This window comes from Streptomyces sp. NPDC039480 (genome assembly GCF_055597165.1).
Map to the genome: position 1 here is coordinate 22,019 of NZ_JBVITX010000008.1, position 20,566 is coordinate 42,584.

Sequence of the window (20,566 nt, forward strand, 5' to 3'; positions counted from 1 at the left end):
AGCGCCGAGGTCGCGTAACCCGGTCGGCCGCTCGCCGGATGCGGAGTCCGGACCGGCGCGGTCGACTCGGGCCATGAGCACCGAACCGCCGCAATACCCGTCACCGGACGACGACCCGTTCAAGAAGCGGCCGCCGCAGCAGCCCCCGCAGGGCGGCGGCGGGTCCCCGTACGACACCCCGCCCCCGGGAGCGGGCGGTGGCTCTCCGTACGGCGCCCCGCCCCCGCCGTACGACGGCGACCCGTACGGCGGCGGACCCGGTGGCTACGGCGGGCAGGACCCCCTCGCCGGGATGCCTCCGCTCGCCGACAGCGGCAAGCGTGTGCTCGCCCGCATCATCGACATGGTTCTGGTGGGCATCGTCGTCGGCCTGCTGTCGTGGCTGTTCGGCACGGCGGCGTACGACATCGACCCGGACGAGGTGAACACGGGCAAGTCGTTCGGCCAGTCGCTGCTGGCCGCCGTGCTCTACATCGCGTACGACACCTTCATGATCTCCAGGACCGGGCAGACGCTCGGCAAGAAGTGGCTGGGGATGCGGGTCGCCAACCTCAACGACGGTGCCACGCCCACCCTGCAGACCGCGCTGGCCCGCGCGGCCGTCCTCTGGCTGCCGTTCGCGTTCTGCTGCGCCTGCGTCTGGACGGTGATCTGCGGCGGCTGGAGCTTCTTCGACAAGCCCTACAAGCAGGGCCTGCACGACAAGGCCGCCAAGACGGTGGTGGTCAGCGCCTAGGCACCGCGGCGTGCCGCGCCGGTACGCGCGCGTCGGCGGGGGCGGCCGCCGGCACGGTGCGCGTGAGGGGCGCCGCGGGTTTCTCGGGGCGCCTCGGCAGCGGAACCGTCATGGCGACCAGTAAGCCGAGGCCGAGCGCGGCCAGGGCTATCACCGCGATACCGACTCCCGAGGCGGTCCGGGAGAGCAGCAGCATCGCGAGGGTCGAGAAGACGACGGTCACCGAACCGTAGGTGATCTGTGCGGTGGTCGGACGTGGCATGGGACGAGGCATGACGTGATCCGTCCTCGGCAGTGATCCCCCCACGGTTTGTGACCGCGGGGGCGGATGCGGATGTGTGAACGAACGTTTACGAATCAAAGGGGCCTCGACGGCGGCGACTTGGGATGTGCCGCCTCGCGCGGTGGCGCACCGTCGATTGACTCTATGACGCTCCATGCCCGACGGGAACGGGCAGTAAGCGTGACCTAACCCACGGTGCCGCAGCACAGGGGGCGCACGGGTTCATGGCGTCCAGTAAGTGGACGGCGCGGCGCGCCTGTTGACCTTACGCGTGGGGCAGTGCCCCATGTCCGGATACCGGACCCCGGCGTCTGCATAGTGCACTTGGCCTGTCCAAGTCAAGGACTGTCTTTTCTCTCGTACTTCCGGTCGAATGTCGTCACTTGTGACGCGTACATCGCGCGCGGACCTCCTCCGACCGGGAATTTCGGTCCGCCATTTTCGCGCGGGCGCGGGGGAGGACAACATCAAGTGACAGCCAGAACACGGACGTTCAGAGCCACCGCGGTGGCCGTGGCGATGGCCGCGGCCGCCGCGACGTTCTCGGCGGCGACGGCAGCGACGGCCTCGGCGGAGGACGGTGCCTCGGGTGGGGCGCCGGCCATCGACCGGCAGGACCCGGCGCACCCGAAGGCGCACGTCGACCACGACCTGGACGGACCGTTCAGCAAGCAGCAGGCGCAGCAGCGCAAGGCCGCCCTGCAGCAGGTCGTCGAGGGCGACGCCAAGGTCCAGAAGCGGGGCGCCTCCAAGGTCGTCAAGCTCGACGACAAGAAGTACGTCGAGCTGGGCCGGGAGAAGACCGACAAGATCTTCACGATCCTGGTGGAGTTCGGGGACAAGGTCGACGACACGACCATGTACGACCCGGACGGCCCCGAAGGTCCGGAGCAGCCCGTCAAGAAGTACGGCGGCAAGCCCGGCCCGCTGCACAACAAGATAGCCAAGCCGGACCGTGCGAAGGACAACAGCACGGCCTGGCAGAAGGACTACAACCGCAAGCACTTCCAGGACCTCTACTTCGGTGAGGGCAAGGACAGCAAGGGCAAGACCAAGCACTCGCTGAAGACCTACTACGAGAAGACCTCCTCCGGCCGCTACTCGGTCGACGGCGCGGTCTCCGACTGGGTCAAGGTCGACTACAACGAGGCGCGGTACGGCTCGAACTACTGCGGCGACACCAACTGCGCCAACGTCTGGGACGCGGTCAAGGACGGCGTGACCGCCTGGACCAAGGCGCAGAAGGCCCAGGGCCGCACGGACGCGCAGATCAAGGCGGACCTGGCCAAGTACGACCTCTGGGACCGCTACGACTTCGACAACGACGGCGACTTCAACGAGTCCGACGGCTACATCGACCACTTCCAGATCGTCCACGCGGGCGAGGACGAGTCGGCCGGCGGCGGCGCCGAGGGCGAGAACGCCCTGTGGGCGCACCGCTGGTACGCGTACGGCAACGACGCGGGCCGCACGGGCCCCGGCAACAACAAGGCCGGCGGCACCCAGATCGGCGACTCGGGCATCTGGGTCGGCGACTACACGATGCAGCCGGAGAACGGCGGCCTCGGCGTCTTCGCCCACGAGTACGGCCACGACCTCGGTCTGCCGGACCTGTACGACACCACGGGCAAGGGCGAGAACTCGGTCGGCTTCTGGTCGCTGATGTCGGCCGGCTCCTGGCTCGGCACCGGCAAGGACGCCATCGGCGACATGCCGGGCGACATGACCGCCTGGGACAAGTTCCAGCTGGGCTGGCTCGACTACGCCAAGGCGAAGGCCGCCACGACGTCCGAGCACAAGCTGGGCGTCGCGGAGTACAACACCCGCCACCGCCAGGCGCTCCTCGTCGACCTGCCGAAGAAGGCCGTCAAGACCACCGTCGTGAAGCCCGCCGAGGGCGCCAAGCAGTGGTGGAGCGACCAGGGCGACGACCTCAAGAACACCCTCACGCGCTCCGTCGACCTGACCGGCAAGTCCAAGGCCGAGCTCTCGCTGAGCGGCTGGTGGGACATCGAGGCCAACTACGACTACCTCTACACCGAGGTCTCGACGGACGGCGGCGCCAACTACACGCCGGTGGACGGCACCGCGGACGGCAAGCCGATCACCCGTGACGCCGGCGACAAGCCCGCGTTGACCGGTGTCTCCGGCGCGTACAAGAAGCTGGTCTTCCCGCTCGACGCCTACGCCGGCAAGAAGATCGACATCCGCTTCCGCTACGCCACGGACGGCGGCGCGGGCGGCAAGGGCTTCACGGCCGACGCTCTCGCCGTCACCGCGGACGGCGCCAAGCTGTTCGAGGACGGCGCCGAGGGCGACGACAACGGCTGGACGGCGAAGGGCTTCTCGCGCATCGGTGAGTCCTTCACCAAGAAGTACGACCAGTACTACCTCGCCGAGAACCGCCAGTACGTGTCGTACGACAAGACCCTGAAGGTCGGCCCGTACAACTTCGGCTTCTCGCAGTCCCGTCCCGACTGGGTCGAGCACTACCCGTACCAGACCGGCCTGATGGTCTGGCAGTGGGACACCTCCCAGAAGGACAACAACACCAGCCAGCACCCCGGCCAGGGTCTGATCCTGCCGGTCGACGCGCACGCCAAGCCGCTGAAGTGGAAGGACGGCTCGCTCCTGCGCAACAAGATCCAGCCGTTCGACGCGCCCTTCAGCAAGTACGCGACGGACAAGTTCACGCTCCACAACGCGGACGTCGCGCTGAAGATCAAGTCCCAGAAGGGCGTCCCGGTCTTCGACGACCGCAAGGGCACCTACTGGTACGCCTCGAACCCCACGGGCAGCGTGAAGGTCACTGACACCAACACGCAGATCAAGATCATCAAGCAGCCCAAGGACGGCTCGACGATCACGGTCCAGGTGGGTCGCTCGACGAAGTAATCTGCATTTCCGCAGGTCAAGCCATGATCGGCCGTCGCCCCCTAGCGGGCGGCGGCCGATCGTGTTTAGGTGCGTCCTGTGACTGTCTTATTGACGCGACGTTTCACGGGGGTGTGACCGAGCATGTCCGCAGGTGGTTTCTGCAAGCTGCCCAACGGCAGCGTGGTGGTGGCGCTGACGCTGCCGAGCCCGGCGCCGGGCGGCGGCACGGTCAGGATGATCGTGCACGCCGTGAACCGCGCCAGGGCCCTGACCCGGCTGCGGAACCTCGGCCTGCGGGCGGTCTACCTCCGGGGCAACGCCGAGCCGCCCACCCCGGACGAGATCACGGCGGTCCTGCACCATCCGGACGGCCTGATATGGCGCACGGCGCCCGACATGGTGAACGAGCTGTGGCATCCGGTCCGGGCGCTCTTCGGGCGGCGCGCCGCCGCCTAGGGCCCGCCACGGGCGAGGCGGAGGCGCGCGCTCACGCGCTCACGCGCTCACCTGGGAGTGATGGCGATGCCCTCGGGCTGGTTCCCGGTGGGCAGGGTCGCCCGTACCTTCCCCGTCGCCGGGCTGACCACCGAGACGGTGTCCGAGCCCTCGTTGGTGACCCAGACCCGGTTGCCGCCCGGGCTGACCGCGAGCCCCTGCGGCGTCCGGCCGACGGGCACCTGCTGGACGACCCGCCCGGTCGAGGTGTCGATGACCAGGAGACTGTCGGCCGCGGAGTCGGCGGCGTACAGACGCAGCCCGTCGGGGCTGAGACCCAGGCCCAGCGGGCCCTTGCCGACCGCCCAGGTGGCGGTCACCTTGCGGGTGCCGGTGTCGATGACCGAGACGGATCCCGACCCCGTGTTGGCGACGTACACCCGGTCCCCCTTGCCGGTGCTGGTGATGCCGCTGGGGAAGTCACCCACCGGGATGCGGCCCACCGCGCGGTCCTCCTTGGACAGCACGGTGACGTCGTTGGTGCCGCTGTTGCTGACGTAGGAGACCCCGCCGGGCAGCGTGGTGACGCTGTGCGGGAGCTCCCCCACGGGAATGGTCGCGACGACTTTGCGGGATGAGGTGTCGATGACCGACACGGTGTCGCTGCCCCAGTTCGCGGTGATGACCCGCCGCCCGTCCCGGCTCGGCGTGGCCGCGAACGGATACGAACCGACCGGCACGGTCGCCACTACCTTGTGATGCGTGGTCTCGATGAAGGAGACCGTGTCGGACTGGCCGTTCGCCACGTACACGGTGGAGCCGTCCGGGGCCGCGCCCACACCGGTCGGCCCGTTGCCCACCTCCGTGCTGGTGACGCGCCGCTCGAGCCGTACGTCGTACGAGGGTGCGGTCCCGGAACCGCTGCTCGCCACGTAGGCGACGATCCGCATCGGGAAGTCGCCGCCGGGCCCGCCCTTCGGTCCCGCCGCCGGGGACACGGGCGGCCCGGGAGCCGCGGCGGCCGACGTGCACGCCACGGCCGTGAGCACGGCACCGAGCGTCAGCCGGGCACGGAAACGGAAACGGCCGGTTACGGAAGGGCGCTGCATGATTCCCACCTCTTGGAGCTGGCGTTCGGAAGGACCTCTACGGACACATCCGTTCAAACGCACGGCGGGTGATCAGCGCACGGCAGGAGTGTGAATTCGCTCTTTCGCCTGCGCCAGGTGGGCCAATTCGGCTATGACCCCATTCCGCGACATGAGGGGGCCGAGGGTGTGACGGGCCGAGGGTGTGACGGGGCTACAGCACCGGCTTGCCGGTGAGCTCCACGCCTGCCGCCCGCAGCTCCTGCAGGGCCCGCTCCGTCGTCGCCTCGGCCACCCCGGCCGTGAGGTCGAGCAGCACGTGCGTACGGAAGCCCGCGCGCACCGCGTCGAGCGCCGTGGCCCGCACGCAGTGGTCCGTGGCGATGCCCACCACGTCGACCTCGGTGATGTCCCGCTCCCGCAGCCAGTCCGCCAGCGACACCCCGTTCTCGTCGGCGCCCTCGAAACCGCTGTACGCCGCGGAGTAGGCCCCCTTGTCGAACACGGCGTCGATCCCGCCGGAGGCGACCGCGGGCGCGAAGTTCGGGTGGAAGCCGATGCCCTCCGTGCCGGCCACGCAGTGCGGCGGCCAGGAGTCCACGAAGTCCGGGCGGTCGGAGAAGTGGGCGCCGGGATCTATGTGGTGGTCGCGGGTGGCCACCACATGGCGGTAGCACGCCGGGGCCTGGCCGATCAGCTCGGTGATGCCGGCGGCCACGTCCGCGCCGCCGGCGACCGCGAGGCTGCCGCCTTCGCAGAAGTCGTTCTGCACGTCTACGACGATCAGTGCGCGGCGCATGGCGGGTGTCCTTCTGCTGGGGGACTACGAGCGTAGAGACTTCGGGTGCGTTGTGGGAGGGGGCGGCCGAAGCGCCCGGGGCGGGATCACACGGTCCGGCCGGGCGGGATCACAGAGACCCGGCCCGGCGCGGGTCACACGTACTCGGTCGGGATGACCGCTTCGCCCCGGGACAGCTGCGTCGCCGACAGGGGGAGCCCGGCGCGCGCGGCGGCGTGGCGGTCGCGGACGGCGTCCAGCGGCTCGCGGGCCACGACCGTGCCGCCCTTGACCAGCTCGACCAGGAGCTGCCGGTCGGCGAGCGCGGGCGGCACCGGGCCGGTGCCGACGACCTCGGCCTCGGCGACGCCGTGCTCGTCGGTCCTGCGCGCGGCCCACTTGCGGCCGCCGACCGAGGACTTGGCGCCGAGCGACTTCTTCGCCACGGGCTCCAGGGGGGCCTTCGGGTCCGCCGAGTGCGCGCGGGCCACCAGCTTGTAGACCATCGAGGCGGTGGGGTGCCCGGAGCCGGTGACGAGCTGCGTGCCCACGCCGTACGCGTCGACGGGCGCCGCGGCGAGCGAGGCGATGGCGTACTCGTCGAGGTCGGAGGTCACGACGATCTTCGTGTCCGTCGCGCCGAGCTCGTCCAGTTGCTGGCGCACCCGGTGCGCGACGAGCAGCAGGTCGCCGGAGTCGATGCGGACGGCGCCGAGCTCGGGCCCGGCGACCTCGACGGCCATCCGGACGGCCTCGGTCACGTCGTAGGTGTCCACGAGCAGCGTCGTGCCGCGGCCGAGCGAGTCGACCTGGGCGCGGAACGCGTCGCGTTCGTTGTCGTGCAGCAGGGTGAAGGCGTGGGCGCTGGTGCCGACGGTCGGGATGCCGTAGCGGAATCCGGCGGCCAGGTCCGAGGTGGTCGTGAAGCCGCCGACGTACGCGGCGCGGGCGGCGGCCACGGCGGCCAGTTCATGGGTGCGGCGGGCGCCCATCTCGATCAGCGGGCGCTCGCCCGCGGCCGAGGACATGCGGGAGGCGGCGGCCGCGATGGCCGAGTCGTGGTTGAGGATGGAGAGGATCACGGTCTCCAGGAGCACGCACTCGGCGAAGGAGCCCTCGACCCGCAGGATCGGCGAGCCGGGGAAGTAGACCTCGCCCTCGGGGTAGCCCCAGATGTCGCCCTGGAAGCGGTAGCCGGAGAGCCATGCGAGGGTCGCCTCGTCGACGATGGCGCGTTCGCGCAGGAAGCCGATGACGTCGGCGTCGAAGCGGAAGTTCTCCACGGCGTCCAGGACGCGGCCGGTGCCGGCCACCACGCCGTAGCGCCGCCCCTCGGGCAGTCTGCGGGTGAAGACCTCGAAGACCGAACGCCGGTCGCCGGTACCGGCCCGCAGCGCGGCCTGCAGCATCGTCAGCTCGTACTGGTCCGTGAAGAGCGCCGTCGACGGAACATCCACCGGCAGCCCAAGGTCCGCTGTGTTCATACGACGGATGCTACCCCCAATCTCGTCACTCTGACGATTTCAAAGCCCGGGCGGGAGGCCATTTGTGCGAGGGGCCCTCCGGGGTGGCAGCATGGGACGAGTGAGTACGGCTCCCGCAGAAATCACGCGCCCGGAATCGGACGAAGAGGCGCTCGTCGTCCCCGAACCGGACGTCCCCTGGATCACGCTCGTGCACAACGACCCGGTCAACCTGATGAGCTACGTGACGTACGTGTTCCAGACGTACTTCGGGTACTCGAAGGAGAAGGCCACGAAGCTGATGATGGACGTGCACCAGAAGGGCCGTGCGGTCGTCTCCAGCGGCACCCGCGAGGAGATGGAGCGCGACGTTCAGGCCATGCACGGGTACGGGCTGTGGGCCACCCTTCAGCAGGACCGCAAGTAGCGGACCGGAAGTAGCGACGCATCTGATGCCAGGACAATTCGAAGCGATTCCAGGGGGCGGCGCCGCCGTCGCGCTCGACGAGGTCGAGATCTCGATCATCCGCTCCCTCGCCGTGCAGCTCCTGGAGCTGATCGGGCCGGGGCCGGGCGGGGAGGCCTCCGACGACCCGCTCGCGGAGCTCTTCGCCGAGGGGCCGAGCGAGCCGCCGTCCGACCCGGTGATGAGGCGCCTGCTGCCCGACGCGTACGGCGGCCCGGGCAGCGAGGACGCGGCGGGCGACGCGGACGAACTCCGGGCGTATTCATCGGAATTCCGCCGTTTCACGGAGAACGACCTGCGGGCCAAGAAGCGCGACGACGCCCTGGCCGTGATCCGCTCGCTCGACTCGATGACGGCGTCGGGCGAGGGCGGAGCTGTCCTGAAACTGTCGGTCGAGGAGTCCCGGCACTGGCTCGGAGCCCTCAACGACCTCCGCCTCGCGATCGGCACGCGCCTGGAGGTCAGCGACGAGGAGGACGCCGATCTGCTCTACCGGCTGCCCGACTCCGACCCCCGCAAGCCGATGGTGATGGCCTATCTCTGGCTCGGCGGACTGCAGGAGACGCTGGTCGGGACGTTGCTGGACTGATTCCGGGCAGAAATCCGTGCAGACGGCAGCGAAATTTGTTGTAGTGGACAGGTTCTGTTCACGCGGCGGGTCGTTCGCTCAGCGGAGCCTCAAATCCGGATAACGATCCCGTCACTTCATTGTCCGCTTTTGCTGCGGCAAGTGAACTTTGTCCGCTTCTTCTTGTGGCGTGTGCCACAGGTGGCTCATTCCCTCACTGTTGCCACCGTGATAAATCTTCACGACCACTCGGCTACGCCACCCATGTCGCCGAGGGCGCTCGAGCCGGCAGACCGCCGGTAGCACTCCATTCGTATCCGGGGGGATCAGGACCTGATCCGCAGCCACAACGCAGATGTGCGGGCGCGGATCAGCATGGAGAAAGGCGTCACCATGACCTCAGTGCAGGTCGAAGAGCACCACGACGAGCACGGCGGCAACGGTGTCGCGCAGGACGGCTCGTCCGGCGAGGGCTACCAGCGCGGGCTCGGAGCCCGGCAGATCCAGATGATCGCGATCGGCGGTGCCATCGGCACCGGCCTGTTCCTCGGCGCGGGCAAGGCCATTCACAAGGCCGGCCCCAGCCTCATCCTGGCGTACGCCATCGCGGGCCTCGTCATCTTCTTCATCATGCGGGCGCTCGGCGAGCTCCTCATGTACCGGCCCGTGTCCGGCTCCTTCTCGGAGTACGCCCGTGAGTTCATGGGCCCGTTCTTCGGATTCGTGACCGGCTGGACGTACTGGCTCTTCTGGGTCGTCACCGGCATCACGGAAGTGACCGCGGCCGCCCAGTACATGCAGTACTGGACACACAACTCCGTCCCGCAATGGGCGTACGCGCTGATCTTCACGGTCATCCTGTACGGCGCGAACCTCATCTCCGTGAAGCTCTTCGGCGAGCTGGAGTTCTGGTTCTCGATGGTCAAGGTCACCGCCATCATCGGCATGATCCTGATCTGCATCGGCATCCTCACCATCGGCTTCTCCGACGCCGGTGACACCGCGACCGTGGCCCACCTGTGGAACCAGGGCGGCTTCTTCCCGAACGGCATCGGCTCCACGCTGATGACGCTCCAGATCGTGATGTTCGCCTTCCTCGCCGTCGAGCTCGTCGGCGTCACCGCGGGCGAGTCCAAGGACCCGAAGACCGTCCTGCCCAAGGCCATCAACACCGTGCCGTGGCGCATCGCCGTCTTCTACGTCGGCGCGCTCATCATGATCCTGTCGGTCGTGCCGTGGACGCACTTCCAGCCCGGCGTCTCGCCGTTCGTCGCGGCCTTCGAGAAGATGGGCCTCGGCGTCGGCGCCGCGATCGTGAACTTCGTGGTGCTCACCGCCGCGCTCTCCTCCTGCAACTCCGGCATGTACTCCACCGGCCGCATGCTGCGCGACCTGGCGATGAACGGCCAGGGCCCGAAGTTCTTCACCAAGCTCACGAAGAACGGCCTGCCGCTGATCGGCACCACGGCCTCCGCCGCGTTCATGCTGGTCGGCGTCTGGATCAACTACCAGTGGCCGGGCGAGGCGTTCAACTACGTCGTCTCCTTCGCGACCATCTCCGGCATGTGGGCCTGGATCATGATCCTGGCCTGCCAGATCCGCTACCGCCGCAAGGCCGACCGCGGCGAGCTGCCGCAGTCCACCTTCCGGGCCCCGGGCGCCCCGTACACCAGCTGGTTCGCCCTCCTCTTCATCGGCATGGTCATCGTGATGATGGGCGTCGACAAGGACGCGCGGATCTCGCTGTACGCCGCTCCGGTCTGGGCCGCGATCCTCGGCGTCTCCTACCTGGTGCTCAAGAGCCGCAACCCGCAGGCCGCGGCGTTCAACAAGCGGAAGATCGGCCTCTCCGAGGACGCCTCCGCGGGTGCCTCCGACGGCGACCGCCTCTCCAAGGACTGACCGCCTCTCCAAGGCCGACCGCCAGGACTGACCGGCTCCCCAAGGCCGCTGTCCAGCATTCGGGCCCTCGCGTACCACACTCCGGTACGCGAGGGCCCCTCTGCTTATCCTGGCGCCATGCTGACCATCACCCAGGCCCTCCACGACCAGATCGTCGCGCACGCGCGCCAGGACCACCCCGACGAGGCGTGCGGCATGGTCGCGGGCCCGGCGGGCACCGGCCGCCCCGAGCGGTTCATCCCGATGCTCAACGCCGCGCGCTCGCCCACGTTCTACGAGTTCGACTCGGGCGACCTGCTCAAGCTCTACCGCGATCTCGACGACCGCGACGAGGAGCCGGTGATCATCTACCACTCGCACACGGCGACCGAGGCCTACCCCTCGCGCACCGACATCACGTACGCCAACGAGCCCGGCGCCCACTACGTCCTGGTCTCCACGGCGGACACCGACGACGCCGGCCCCTTCCAGTTCCGCTCGTACCGGATCGTCGACGGCGAGGTCACCGAGGAAGAGGTAAAGGTCGTACAGGCATACTGAGCTTTACTCATGAGGGCGGCAGGACCCAGGAAGCCGGTGCGAATCCGGCACGGTCCCGCCACTGTGACCCCGCCCCACCGGCACACGCCGGCCGGAGCGGGGGAGTCAGGAACTGACCTGCCGCCTTCCTCCACACGACGCAGGGGACGCGGAAATCCCCTGGAGGAGGCAGTTCAGCCATGTCCCGACCGATACGTGCCCTGGCCGCCGCGGCCCTGCTCGTCCCGCTCGCCGCGTGCTCCTCGTCCGGCTCCGGCGGTGACAGCAAGCCCGCGGCCAAGGCCGCCGGATTCCCGTACACCGTCACCAACTGCGGTGTGAAGACGACGTACGACGCACCACCGAAGCGCGCCGTCACCATGAACCAGCACACCACCGAAGTGATGCTGGAACTCGGCCTGAAGGACCACATCGCCGGCACCGCCTACCTCGACGACAAGGTCCTCCCGAAGTATGAGAAGGCCTACAAGTCGCTCCCGGTGCTCGCCAAGGAGTACCCCTCCTACGAGAAGCTGCTCTCCGCCAACCCCGACTTCGTCTACGGCGGCTACGCCAGCGCCTTCCTCGCCGGCGACGGCCGCAGCCGCTCGGCACTCGCCAAGTCCGGCATCGAGAGCCGCCTCAACGTCGAGGGCTGCGCCAAGAAGCCCGTCTCCATGGACGACGTCTACCGCGAGGTCCGCGAGGTCGGCGCCACCTTCGGGGTGCGGGCCCGCGCCGACCGCTGGGTGAAGGGCGCCCAGCGCGAACTGGCCGCCACCGCCGACAAGTCCAAGGACAAGAAGCCGCTCTCCGTCTTCGTCTACGACAGCGGCGACAAGACGGCGTTCACCGCGGGCGGCCAGGGCATCGGCAACGACATCATCGAGCGGGCGGGCGGCCGCAACATCTTCGCCCACGTCGACAAGTCCTTCAGCGACGCCTCCTGGGAATCGGTCGTCGAGCGCAGGCCCGAGGCCATCCTGATCCTCGACTACGGCGCCACGACGGTCGCCCAGAAGAAGAAGCGCCTCCTGGAGGACCCGGTCCTCAAGGACGTCCCAGCCGTCAAGAACAAGCGCTTCGCGGTCCTGCGCCTCTCGGACGTGGTCACGGGCGTACGAGCACCCGAGGCGGTGAGGAAGCTGGCGGCACAGCTGTGAAGCGCCTGCGCTACGCCACGGTCATGACGACCCTCTGCGCGGCCCTCGCGGTGGCGCTCGTGGCCGGTCTCGCCCTCGGCTCCGTCCGCATCCCCACCGCCGACGTCCTGGACATCCTCACGGGCCGCGCGGAACCCTCCCCGTTTCGCACCATCGTGCTGGACGTCCGCATGCCCAGAGTCCTGCTCGGAGCGACCGTGGGCGCCGGGCTCGCGGTCATCGGCACCGTCCTGCAGGCCCTCGTCCGCAACCCCCTCGCCGACCCGTTCCTGCTCGGCGTCTCCTCGGGCGCCTCCGTCGGCGCGGTCTGCGCGATCGTGCTCGGCAGCGTCTTCGGCCTCGGCGCGGCCCTGTCCACCACCGTCACGATCCCGGCCGCCTCCTTCGTGGGCGCGCTGCTCTCCCTCGTCCTCGTCTACGCCCTGGCCCGCGGCGGCGGCAGCTTCGCCACCGGGCGCCTGATCCTCGCCGGCGTCGCCGTCTCGTACATCCTGACCGCGCTGACCAGCCTCATCCTCGTCACCGCCGACAGCGCGGACCACCTCAGCGAAGTCCTGTACTGGACGCTGGGCGGCCTCGGCAGCGCCCGCTGGGACATGCTCGCCCTGCCCTGCGCCACCCTCGCCGTCGGCACGGCCCTCCTGGTCTCCATGGCCCGGCCCCTCGACCTGCTCCTCGCCGGGGAGGAGGGCGCCACCGTCCTCGGCCTGCACGCCTCCCGTTTCCGCGCCGGCGTCTTCGTCCTCGCCTCGCTCCTGACCGGCGTCCTCGTCGCGTACAGCGGAGCCATCGGCTTCGTCGGCCTGATGGTGCCGCACGCCGCCCGCATGCTGGTCGGCGCCGCGCACCGCGCGCTGCTCCCGGTGGTGGCGCTGATGGGCGCGGTGTTCCTGGTCGTCGCCGACCTCGCCGCACGCACCGTCGCCGCGCCGCAGGACGTCCCCGTCGGCGTGCTCACCGCGCTGACCGGCGGCCCGTTCTTCCTGTGGCTGCTGCGGCGGCGTACCGAAGGAGTCCCGGCATGACCGGCGAGCTGCGCACGCAGGCCCTCTCGTACGAGATCGACGGCAGACGGCTCGTCGACGCCGTCGACCTCACCGCAGCGCCCGGCGAGACCGTCGGCGTCGTCGGCCCCAACGGCAGCGGCAAGACGACGCTGCTCCGCTGCGTCTACGGCACGCTGCGCCCCACCGCGGGCCACGCCCTCCTCGACGGCGACGACCTGCACACGATGACCCCGAAGGCCCGCGCCCGGCGCCTGGCCACCGTGCCGCAGGACGGGCAGGCGGCGTTCGAGCTGACCGTCCGGCAGGTGGTCGCGATGGGCCGCTCCCCGCACAAGCGGTTCTGGGAGGCGGACACGGCGGCCGACGAGGAACTCGTCACGGCGGCCCTCGCCCGCGTCGGCGTCGAGGAGCTCGCCGACCGCGCGTTCCCCTCCCTGTCCGGCGGCGAGCGCCAGCGCGCCCTGGTGGCCCGCGCCCTGGTGCAGCAGCCCACCCTCGTCGTCCTCGACGAGCCCACCAACCACCTCGACATCCGCTACCAGCTCGAAATCCTCTCCTTCGTGCGCGACTTGGGCACGACGAACCTGCTGGCCCTGCACGACCTGAACCTCGCGGCGTACTACTGCGACCGCCTCTACGTCCTCGACGGCGGCCGCCTCGTCGCCTCCGGGGCGCCCAAGGAGGTCCTCACCGCCGAGCTGCTCGCCACCGTGTACGGCGTGACGGCCGAGGTCAGCACGCATCCGCTGACCGGTGCCCCGACCGTCGTCTATCTGCCGCCGCCCGCATCCTGAACGGTTTCCGTCCAGCAGGTGAGATCACATTCCGGGATCCGGACCGGGAATCGATACGATGACCGCATGGTTCCCCATGACGTGAGCGAAGAGACGCCGAGCGCACCCCTGCTGCTCGTCGCGCGGCTGCACGTCGACCTGTGCCGCCTCGCCAGCGCGATCTGTTCCCGCTGAACCGATCCGCCGCCCGGCCTTGGGCCGCGGCGCCGCACCCCGTACCCGGGCGCACCCCCGCGTACGCCACGCACCACCCCGCAAGCACAGCGCCGCCGCGCGCCCACCGTCCGCACTTTCCCGCCCCCCGACAGGAGCCCACAGCCATGGCCATCGAGGTCCGCATCCCGACCATCCTCCGCACCTACACCGGCGGCGCCAAGGCCGTCGAAGGCAGCGGGGACACCCTCGCCGAGCTCTTCACGGACCTCGACTCGCGGCACGAGGGCATCGCCGCCCGCATCGTCGACGACGGCAAGCTCCGCCGCTTCGTGAACGTGTACCTGAACGACGAGGACGTCCGCTTCCTCGACGGCATCTCCACGAAGCTCTCCGACGGCGACAACGTCACGATCCTGCCGGCCGTCGCCGGCGGCATGGTCTAGGCCCGATCCCGGATGCCTCGCTACGACTCCCCGCTCGCCGCGGTCGGCAACACGCCGCTCGTCCGCCTGCCGCGCCTGTCGCCCTCGGCCGACGTCCGCATCTGGGCCAAGCTGGAGGACCGCAACCCGACCGGCTCCATCAAGGACCGGCCCGCGCTGCACATGGTCGAACAGGCCGAGAAGGACGGCCGGTTGACGCCCGGCTGCACGATCCTGGAGCCGACCTCCGGCAACACCGGTATCTCGCTCGCCATGGCGGCCAAGCTCAAGGGCTACCGCATCGTGTGCGTCATGCCGGAGAACACCTCGCAGGAGCGGCGCGACCTGCTCGCCATGTGGGGCGCCGAGATCATCTCCTCACCGGCCGCCGGCGGCTCCAACACCGCCGTCCGCGTCGCCAAGGAGCTGGCCGCGGAACACCCGGACTGGGTCATGCTCTACCAGTACGGCAACCCGGACAACGCGGGCGCCCACTACGCCACGACCGGCCCCGAGGTCTTCGCCGACCTCCCCTCCATCACCCACTTCGTGGCGGGCCTCGGCACCACGGGCACCCTCATGGGCGTCGGCCGCTACCTGCGCGAGCAGAAGCCCGACATCAAGATCGTCGCCGCCGAGCCGCGCTACGACGACCTCGTCTACGGCCTCCGCAACCTCGACGAGGGCTTCGTCCCCGAGCTGTACGACGCCTCCGTCCTCACCACCCGCTTCTCCGTCGGCTCGGCCGACGCGGTGACCCGCACCCGGGAGCTCCTCCAGCAGGAGGGCATCTTCGCGGGCGTCTCCACCGGCGCGGCGCTGCACGCGGCGATCGGCGTCGGCAAGAAGGCGGTGGCGGCGGGCGAAACGGCCGACATCGTCTTCGTCGTCGCCGACGGCGGCTGGAAGTACCTCTCGACGGGCGTCTACACCGCCCCGACCACGGAGGCGGCGATCGAGACGCTGCAGGGCCAGCTCTGGGCGTAGACCTCAGACCGCCGGAGGGGGAAGATCCAGCCCCTTCGGCGGTCTGAGGAGCGGGGGCCGGGGCGGAGCCCCGTGGACACGGCGGGTCAGCCCGCCAGATAGCGGATCTGGTCCCACAGCACCGGGTCCACCACCCCGGCCCTGCGCCGGAACTCGCTCAGCGGCACGTCCCGCAGCTCGTCCGTCTCCAGGAAACTGGGCCGCCCGTGCGCGTCGCCCACCGAACCCGGCGGCAGCGGAATCACGCCCGCGCGCTCCTCGTGGTACTTGCTGGTGATCTTCGCGACCCGCGCGCGCCGCCCGCGCACGGACAGCACCAGACACGGCCGGTCCTTGCCGCCCGGCCCGTCCTCGTACGGCACCCGGGCCCACCAGATCTCCGCCGGCCGCGGCGCGGGCAGCCGCTGCCGGGGCCCCCGCGGACCCCGCGGCGGCCGCGTCCGGCCCGCCGGGCGGCTGCTCCGCTTACGCGGTCCGCGCCCCCAGCCGTCCACCAGCGTGACGACGAACGCCAGCACCACCACGGCTGCCAACGCGAGCCACCACGACGTGTCCATACGCACGACGGTACCGGTGGCGATCCCGTGGCGCCCGCCGCCTCCCCCCGGCCCCACGAGCCCCCCGAACCGGTGACAGCGCAGGTGAGTTCCCCCACAACGGCCCGCGACGGAGGAGCGACCAGGGCTTTTGCGCCTTACGCTCGATCCACCGCACACTCCCCAGCTCTCCTGCCAGCGCGGAGGTTCCAGCTTCATGAAGCTCACCGTCGTCGGCTGCTCGGGGTCGTTTCCGTCCGCGGAGTCGGCCTGCTCGAGCTACCTCGTCGAGGCCGACGGCTTCCGGTTGCTGCTCGACATGGGCAACGGCGCCCTCGGCGAGCTGCAGCGCCACATCGGTCTGTACGACCTGGACGCGGTCTTCCTCAGCCATCTGCACGCCGATCACTGCATCGACATGTGCGCGTACTTCGTGGCCCGCTACTACCGGCACGAGGGCGGCCGCTGCGCCCCCATCCCGGTCTTCGGCCCCGAAGGCACCGAGCAGCGCCTGACCACCGCGTACGCCGACACGCCCTCCGCCTCCTCGATGAGCGAGGTCTTCGACTTCCACACGGTCAAGCCGGGCTCGTTCGAGATCGGCCCGTTCTCGGTGCGCACCGAGAAGATGTGCCACCCGGTCGAGGCGTACGCCATCCGGGTCGAGCACGCCGGGAGGTCCCTCACGTACTCCGGGGACACCGGGCCCTGCGAGCCGCTGGACGAACTCGCCGCGGGCACCGACCTGTTCCTGTGCGAGGCGGCCTTCACGCACGGCAAGGAGAACATCCCCGACCTCCACCTGAACGGCCGCGAGGCCGGCGAGTCCGCCCGGCGCGCGGGTGCAGGAAGGTTGCTGCTCACCCACATCCCGCCGTGGACGGACCCGCAGGTGAACCTCGCCGACGCGCGCGCGGTGTACGAGGGTCCCACCGCGCTGGCGGCGCCGGGCGCGACGTACGAGATCTGACGACAGCGAAAGAGCCCCGCACCGTCGCGTTGACGGTGCGGGGCTCTTTCGTGCGAGCTTCGTGCGAGCCGGTGCGGCGGAGGCTACTTCGCCTCGGCCTTCTGGAGCTCGGCGAGCTCCTCGTCGGACTCGCGGCCCGGCGTCGGCAGGTTGAACTTGGTGATCGCGAAGCGGAAGACCACGTAGTAGACCGCCGCGAAGCAGAGGCCGACCAGGGCCAGGCCCCACGGGTTCTTCGCGATGCCCAGGTTGAGCAGGAAATCGACGGCCCCCGCCGAGAACCCGAAGCCGTCCTTCATGCCGAGCGCCCAGGTCAGCGCCATGGAGACACCGGTGAGGACCGCGTGGATCGCGTACAGGACCGGGGCGATGAACATGAAGGTGAACTCGATCGGCTCGGTCACACCGGTCACGAAGGCGGTGGCCGCGAGCGAGAACATCATGCCGCCGACGACCTTGCGGCGCTCGGGACGGGCGCAGTGCACGATCGCGAGGCAGGCCGCGGGGAGGGCGAACATCATGATCGGGAAGAAGCCGGTCATGAACTGGCCCGCGGAGGGGTCGTGGTGCAGGAAACGTGCGATGTCGCCGTGGTAGTCGACGCCGCCGTCGTTGTACGTGCCCGCCTGGAACCAGGGGAAGGAGTTCAGGAGGTGGTGCATGCCCACGGGGATCAGCGCGCGGTTGGCGACACCGAAGACACCGGCGCCCACGGCGCCCGAACCGACCAGCCACTCACTGAAGTTGTGAATGCCGGTGCCGAGGACCGGCCAGATCAGGCCGAAGACGATGCCCGCGACCAGGCCCGCGAATGCGGACAGGATCGGCACGAGACGGCGGCCGCCGAAGAAGCCCGCCCAGTCGGGCAGCTTGGTCCGGTAGAACTTCTGGTAGAGCAGCGCGACGATGATGCCCATGACGACGCCGCCGAGCACACCGGCGTTGACCGGCGCCTCGTTCATGACGATCTTGCCGTCGACGACGGAGGCGACCTTCGGCAGGTTCTTGTCCGTGAAGGTGGCGAGCACCTTCTGGAAGACCAGGTAGCCCGTCACGGCCGCGAGGGCCGTCGAGCCGTCCGACTTCTTCGCGAAGCCGATCGCGATGCCGACGCAGAACAGCAGCGCCATGTTGTCGAGGAGTGCGCCACCGCCCGCCGCCATGTAGCTCGCGAGCTTGTTGACGAAGGTCGGGAAGGACTCCTTGCCGAGCATGTCGTCCTGGCCGAAACGGACCAGGAGGGCTGCGGCGGGCAGCACGGCGACCGGCAGCATGAGGCTGCGGCCGATGCGCTGCATGACAGCCATCACGCCTGCGCCCTTCTTCTTCTCGGCCGCGGGAGCGGAACTGGCCGTGGACACAACTTCCTCCAGTGGGCAAGGCGCCGCCCGGGGACATGGAAGTGGGGGACGGCGGCGTCTCCGGGGGACGCGGCCAGAACGGCCGCGTGGTCTACACCATTAGTGGTGTAGACCTGTTGTAGCACGGTGAAGGTGGCGTAAGGAACCTGCGATTCCTGTTACCTGGGCCATATCCGGAAATGCCGGAGGAAAGCGCCGCCCGCAGGGGAGTTACGCCCCGGTGGTCACGCCTTGGTCTGCTCCCGGTCCTCTGCCTCCGCCTCTTCCTCCGGTTCGCGTCCGGGCGTGTGCAGATCGAACTTCGTGATGACGAAGCGGAACAGCGCGTAGTACACGACGGCGAAGCACAGACCGATCGGAATGATCAGCCATGGCTTCGTCGCGAGACTCCAGTTGATGACGTAGTCGATCAGTCCCGCCGAGAAGCTGAAGCCGTCCTTCACCCCCAGCGCCCACGTCACCGCCATCGAGACGCCGGTGAGCACCGCGTGGATCGCGTACAGCACCGGCGCGATGAAGAGGAACGAGTACTCGATCGGCTCGGTGATGCCCGTGACGAACGACGTCAGACCGACCGAGAGCATCAGACCGCCGACCACCTTGCGGCGCTCGGGACGCGCGCAGTGCGTGATCGCGAGGGCCGCCGCGGGCAGCGCGAACATCATGATCGGGAAGAACCCGGAGGTGAACTGGCCAGCCGTCGGGTCGCCCGCCAGGAAGCGGTTGATGTCGCCGTGGACGACCGTGCCGTCCGGCTTCGTGTAGTCGCCGAACTGGAACCAGACGAACGTGTTCAGGAACTGGTGCAGCCCCACCGTGAGCAGCGCGCGGTTGGCGACGCCGAAGATGCCCGAGCCCAGCCAGCCGAGGTCGACGAGCCACTTGGAGAAGCTGGTCAGCGCGTCGCCGACGGGCGGCCAGATCCAGACGCAGAGACCGGCGAAGACCAGGCCGACGAAGGCCATGATGATCGGCACGAGGCGGCGGCCGTTGAAGAAGCCGAGCCAGTCGACCAGCTTCACGCGGTGGTAGCGCTGCCAGAACCAGGCGGCGAGCAGGCCCATCACGATGCCGCCGAACACCCCCGGATTCTGGTACGCGGCCTGCGCCACGGTCCCGTCCTCCGCCACGCACACCCCGCTCCACATGCCCGCGCTGCCGAACACCGTGTCCTGCGGGCAGTCGTCGGGGAAGGCGCGCAGCACCCCGTAGTAGACGAGGAACCCCGCGACCGCCGCGAGGGCCGTGGAGCCGTCCGCCTTCTTCGCCATGCCGATCGCGACACCGATGCAGAACAGCAGCGGCAGGCCGAGCGTGGAGTCGAGCAGCGAACCGCCCGCCGCCGCGAAGACCTTGGCGACGTTCGTCCAGCCGAGACCGTCCTCGCCGAACACGTCGGGCTGTCCGAGGCGGTTCAGGATGCCGGCGGCGGGCAGTACCGCGATGGGCAGCTGGAGGCTGCGGCCCATCTTCTGCAGGCCCTGGAACAGGCCGTTCCACCACTTCTTCTGCGGCACCGCCGCGGCTGGGGAACTCATCGGCGTCCCTCCCGGAACAAGCCAGGTTTGGCGGTCGTTGAAAACTGGTGTAGACCAGTTGCGGTACGTGGGGAGCGCCGCCCGGCAGGGACCGGCACCTTGATCGTCATCATTGGGCACGACTGACGTAACCGCCCGCGAAGATGGTCCAACCGTGCGTTACCGTGACAAAGCGGTCCCCCGGCCGCGAGAAACACAGGGAGAAACACATGGCCAGCAAGGCTGAGAAGATCGTTGCCGGGCTCGGCGGCATCGACAACATCGAAGAGGTCGAGGGCTGCATCACGCGCCTGCGCACCGAGGTCAAGGACCCGGCCCTGGTGGACGACGCCGCCCTGAAGGCCGCCGGCGCCCACGGCGTCGTGAAGATGGGCACCGCCATCCAGGTCGTCATCGGCACCGACGCCGACCCCATCGCGGCGGACATCGAAGACATGATGTGAGTCCCCCGACTCACCCGTGAGGGCCCCTCCCCGACAAGGGGAAGGGGCCCTCACTCATGTCCGGATAGGCTCAG

At 69.5% G+C, this 20,566-nt stretch carries 22 protein-coding genes and 1 riboswitch; of the genes, 15 read left to right on the forward strand and 7 right to left on the reverse strand.

Annotation, left to right across the window (positions count from 1 at the left end):
* Positions 1-73: 73 nt before the first annotated feature.
* Entirely contained in the window at positions 74-736 is a 663-nt protein-coding gene (locus ACZ56E_RS24275; protein ID WP_471217268.1) for an RDD family protein, read from the forward strand.
* On the opposite strand, the gene ACZ56E_RS24280 is transcribed toward ACZ56E_RS24275, so the two are convergent.
* Complete coding sequence (locus ACZ56E_RS24280; protein ID WP_468601597.1) at positions 726-998, reverse strand: hypothetical protein; 273 nt, start codon at positions 996-998, stop codon at positions 726-728. The genes ACZ56E_RS24275 and ACZ56E_RS24280 overlap by 11 nt on opposite strands.
* A gap of 540 nt (positions 999-1,538) precedes the next feature.
* Here ACZ56E_RS24280 and ACZ56E_RS24285 point away from each other — a divergent pair.
* Both ACZ56E_RS24285 and ACZ56E_RS24290 read left to right on the forward strand, forming a co-directional pair.
* On the forward strand, positions 1,539-3,914 hold the full coding sequence (locus ACZ56E_RS24285) for an immune inhibitor A domain-containing protein (protein ID WP_471217759.1): 2,376 nt from the start codon (positions 1,539-1,541) through the stop codon (positions 3,912-3,914).
* A gap of 123 nt (positions 3,915-4,037) precedes the next feature.
* A complete protein-coding gene (locus tag ACZ56E_RS24290; protein WP_468601595.1) occupies positions 4,038-4,352 on the forward strand; it encodes a hypothetical protein in 315 nt (104 codons plus the stop codon).
* A 47-nt stretch (positions 4,353-4,399) separates the two neighbouring features.
* Here ACZ56E_RS24290 and ACZ56E_RS24295 read toward each other — a convergent pair whose 3' ends face one another.
* The 3 genes from ACZ56E_RS24295 to ACZ56E_RS24305 form a co-directional block, all read right to left on the reverse strand.
* Positions 4,400-5,440: a YVTN family beta-propeller repeat protein gene (locus tag ACZ56E_RS24295; protein WP_471217270.1), complete on the reverse strand. Its 1,041-nt coding sequence runs from the start codon at positions 5,438-5,440 to the stop codon at positions 4,400-4,402.
* A gap of 193 nt (positions 5,441-5,633) precedes the next feature.
* Positions 5,634-6,218, reverse strand: a complete 585-nt coding sequence (locus ACZ56E_RS24300; protein WP_471217272.1) for an isochorismatase family protein — start codon at positions 6,216-6,218, stop codon at positions 5,634-5,636.
* Positions 6,219-6,352: 134 nt separating this feature from the next.
* On the reverse strand, positions 6,353-7,681 hold the full coding sequence (locus ACZ56E_RS24305; protein ID WP_468601589.1) for a nicotinate phosphoribosyltransferase: 1,329 nt from the start codon (positions 7,679-7,681) through the stop codon (positions 6,353-6,355).
* Between the two features lie 91 nt (positions 7,682-7,772).
* Between ACZ56E_RS24305 and clpS the strand changes: the two genes are divergently transcribed.
* From clpS to ACZ56E_RS24355, 10 genes are all read left to right on the forward strand, one after another.
* Entirely contained in the window at positions 7,773-8,087 is a 315-nt protein-coding gene (gene clpS, locus ACZ56E_RS24310) for an ATP-dependent Clp protease adapter ClpS (protein WP_398298252.1), read from the forward strand.
* A gap of 25 nt (positions 8,088-8,112) precedes the next feature.
* Positions 8,113-8,715, forward strand: a complete 603-nt coding sequence (locus ACZ56E_RS24315; RefSeq protein WP_468601587.1) for a DUF2017 domain-containing protein — start codon at positions 8,113-8,115, stop codon at positions 8,713-8,715.
* A 372-nt stretch (positions 8,716-9,087) separates the two neighbouring features.
* Positions 9,088-10,596 (forward strand): amino acid permease, encoded by a 1,509-nt coding sequence (locus ACZ56E_RS24320; RefSeq protein ID WP_471217277.1) that lies wholly within the window; start codon positions 9,088-9,090, stop codon positions 10,594-10,596.
* A 117-nt stretch (positions 10,597-10,713) separates the two neighbouring features.
* Positions 10,714-11,136: a M67 family metallopeptidase gene (locus ACZ56E_RS24325; protein WP_362987207.1), complete on the forward strand. Its 423-nt coding sequence runs from the start codon at positions 10,714-10,716 to the stop codon at positions 11,134-11,136.
* 3 nt (positions 11,137-11,139) lie between these two features.
* Positions 11,140-11,271, forward strand: a riboswitch (cobalamin riboswitch).
* Between the two features lie 44 nt (positions 11,272-11,315).
* Positions 11,316-12,278, forward strand: coding sequence for an ABC transporter substrate-binding protein (locus tag ACZ56E_RS24330; RefSeq protein WP_471217280.1), 963 nt, complete (start codon positions 11,316-11,318; stop codon positions 12,276-12,278).
* A gap of 23 nt (positions 12,279-12,301) precedes the next feature.
* Positions 12,302-13,303 (forward strand): FecCD family ABC transporter permease, encoded by a 1,002-nt coding sequence (locus ACZ56E_RS24335; protein ID WP_471217282.1) that lies wholly within the window; start codon positions 12,302-12,304, stop codon positions 13,301-13,303.
* Positions 13,300-14,079, forward strand: coding sequence for an ABC transporter ATP-binding protein (locus ACZ56E_RS24340; RefSeq protein WP_471217284.1), 780 nt, complete (start codon positions 13,300-13,302; stop codon positions 14,077-14,079). The genes ACZ56E_RS24335 and ACZ56E_RS24340 overlap by 4 nt, the downstream gene beginning before the upstream one ends.
* Positions 14,080-14,145: 66 nt before the next feature.
* Positions 14,146-14,253, forward strand: coding sequence for a putative leader peptide (locus tag ACZ56E_RS24345; RefSeq protein ID WP_398298238.1), 108 nt, complete (start codon positions 14,146-14,148; stop codon positions 14,251-14,253).
* A gap of 146 nt (positions 14,254-14,399) precedes the next feature.
* Positions 14,400-14,678: a MoaD/ThiS family protein gene (locus ACZ56E_RS24350; RefSeq protein WP_468082708.1), complete on the forward strand. Its 279-nt coding sequence runs from the start codon at positions 14,400-14,402 to the stop codon at positions 14,676-14,678.
* A gap of 12 nt (positions 14,679-14,690) precedes the next feature.
* On the forward strand, positions 14,691-15,644 hold the full coding sequence (locus ACZ56E_RS24355; protein WP_471217286.1) for a PLP-dependent cysteine synthase family protein: 954 nt from the start codon (positions 14,691-14,693) through the stop codon (positions 15,642-15,644).
* An 86-nt stretch (positions 15,645-15,730) separates the two neighbouring features.
* Here the strand turns inward: ACZ56E_RS24355 and ACZ56E_RS24360 are convergent, their stop codons facing one another.
* Positions 15,731-16,201 (reverse strand): type II toxin-antitoxin system PemK/MazF family toxin, encoded by a 471-nt coding sequence (locus ACZ56E_RS24360; protein WP_471217289.1) that lies wholly within the window; start codon positions 16,199-16,201, stop codon positions 15,731-15,733.
* Positions 16,202-16,397: 196 nt separating this feature from the next.
* Here ACZ56E_RS24360 and ACZ56E_RS24365 point away from each other — a divergent pair, with 196 nt between their 5' ends.
* Positions 16,398-17,150, forward strand: coding sequence for an MBL fold metallo-hydrolase (locus ACZ56E_RS24365; RefSeq protein ID WP_468601575.1), 753 nt, complete (start codon positions 16,398-16,400; stop codon positions 17,148-17,150).
* 83 nt (positions 17,151-17,233) lie between these two features.
* Here ACZ56E_RS24365 and ACZ56E_RS24370 read toward each other — a convergent pair whose 3' ends face one another.
* Positions 17,234-18,511: a PTS transporter subunit EIIC gene (locus ACZ56E_RS24370; protein WP_365367034.1), complete on the reverse strand. Its 1,278-nt coding sequence runs from the start codon at positions 18,509-18,511 to the stop codon at positions 17,234-17,236.
* A gap of 224 nt (positions 18,512-18,735) precedes the next feature.
* Complete coding sequence (locus tag ACZ56E_RS24375) at positions 18,736-20,049, reverse strand: PTS transporter subunit EIIC (RefSeq protein WP_471217291.1); 1,314 nt, start codon at positions 20,047-20,049, stop codon at positions 18,736-18,738.
* Between the two features lie 143 nt (positions 20,050-20,192).
* Here ACZ56E_RS24375 and ACZ56E_RS24380 point away from each other — a divergent pair, with 143 nt between their 5' ends.
* A complete protein-coding gene (locus tag ACZ56E_RS24380; protein WP_079075054.1) occupies positions 20,193-20,492 on the forward strand; it encodes a PTS sugar transporter subunit IIB in 300 nt (99 codons plus the stop codon).
* Positions 20,493-20,566 lie beyond the last annotated feature (74 nt).

Excerpts from the sequence above, each read along its gene's own strand:
- ACZ56E_RS24280 (WP_468601597.1), bottom strand. The coding sequence starts at position 998 with ATGCCACGTCCGACCACCGCACAGATCACCTACGGTTCGGTGACCGTC.
- ACZ56E_RS24300 (WP_471217272.1), bottom strand. The coding sequence starts at position 6,218 with ATGCGCCGCGCACTGATCGTCGTAGACGTGCAGAACGACTTCTGCGAA.
- ACZ56E_RS24375 (WP_471217291.1), bottom strand. The coding sequence starts at position 20,049 with ATGAGTTCCCCAGCCGCGGCGGTGCCGCAGAAGAAGTGGTGGAACGGC.
- ACZ56E_RS24330 (WP_471217280.1), top strand. The coding sequence starts at position 11,316 with ATGTCCCGACCGATACGTGCCCTGGCCGCCGCGGCCCTGCTCGTCCCG.
- ACZ56E_RS24345 (WP_398298238.1), top strand. The coding sequence starts at position 14,146 with ATGGTTCCCCATGACGTGAGCGAAGAGACGCCGAGCGCACCCCTGCTG.
- ACZ56E_RS24290 (WP_468601595.1), top strand. The coding sequence starts at position 4,038 with ATGTCCGCAGGTGGTTTCTGCAAGCTGCCCAACGGCAGCGTGGTGGTG.
- ACZ56E_RS24340 (WP_471217284.1), top strand. The coding sequence starts at position 13,300 with ATGACCGGCGAGCTGCGCACGCAGGCCCTCTCGTACGAGATCGACGGC.
- ACZ56E_RS24335 (WP_471217282.1), top strand. The coding sequence starts at position 12,302 with ATGACGACCCTCTGCGCGGCCCTCGCGGTGGCGCTCGTGGCCGGTCTC.
- ACZ56E_RS24285 (WP_471217759.1), top strand. The coding sequence starts at position 1,539 with ATGGCCGCGGCCGCCGCGACGTTCTCGGCGGCGACGGCAGCGACGGCC.
- ACZ56E_RS24380 (WP_079075054.1), top strand. The coding sequence starts at position 20,193 with ATGGTCCAACCGTGCGTTACCGTGACAAAGCGGTCCCCCGGCCGCGAG.
- ACZ56E_RS24350 (WP_468082708.1), top strand. The coding sequence starts at position 14,400 with ATGGCCATCGAGGTCCGCATCCCGACCATCCTCCGCACCTACACCGGC.
- ACZ56E_RS24295 (WP_471217270.1), bottom strand. The coding sequence starts at position 5,440 with ATGCAGCGCCCTTCCGTAACCGGCCGTTTCCGTTTCCGTGCCCGGCTG.
- ACZ56E_RS24360 (WP_471217289.1), bottom strand. The coding sequence starts at position 16,201 with ATGGACACGTCGTGGTGGCTCGCGTTGGCAGCCGTGGTGGTGCTGGCG.
- ACZ56E_RS24320 (WP_471217277.1), top strand. The coding sequence starts at position 9,088 with ATGACCTCAGTGCAGGTCGAAGAGCACCACGACGAGCACGGCGGCAAC.
- ACZ56E_RS24275 (WP_471217268.1), top strand. The coding sequence starts at position 74 with ATGAGCACCGAACCGCCGCAATACCCGTCACCGGACGACGACCCGTTC.
- ACZ56E_RS24365 (WP_468601575.1), top strand. The coding sequence starts at position 16,398 with ATGAAGCTCACCGTCGTCGGCTGCTCGGGGTCGTTTCCGTCCGCGGAG.
- ACZ56E_RS24305 (WP_468601589.1), bottom strand. The coding sequence starts at position 7,681 with ATGAACACAGCGGACCTTGGGCTGCCGGTGGATGTTCCGTCGACGGCG.
- ACZ56E_RS24355 (WP_471217286.1), top strand. The coding sequence starts at position 14,691 with ATGCCTCGCTACGACTCCCCGCTCGCCGCGGTCGGCAACACGCCGCTC.
- clpS (WP_398298252.1), top strand. The coding sequence starts at position 7,773 with ATGGGACGAGTGAGTACGGCTCCCGCAGAAATCACGCGCCCGGAATCG.
- ACZ56E_RS24325 (WP_362987207.1), top strand. The coding sequence starts at position 10,714 with ATGCTGACCATCACCCAGGCCCTCCACGACCAGATCGTCGCGCACGCG.
- ACZ56E_RS24315 (WP_468601587.1), top strand. The coding sequence starts at position 8,113 with ATGCCAGGACAATTCGAAGCGATTCCAGGGGGCGGCGCCGCCGTCGCG.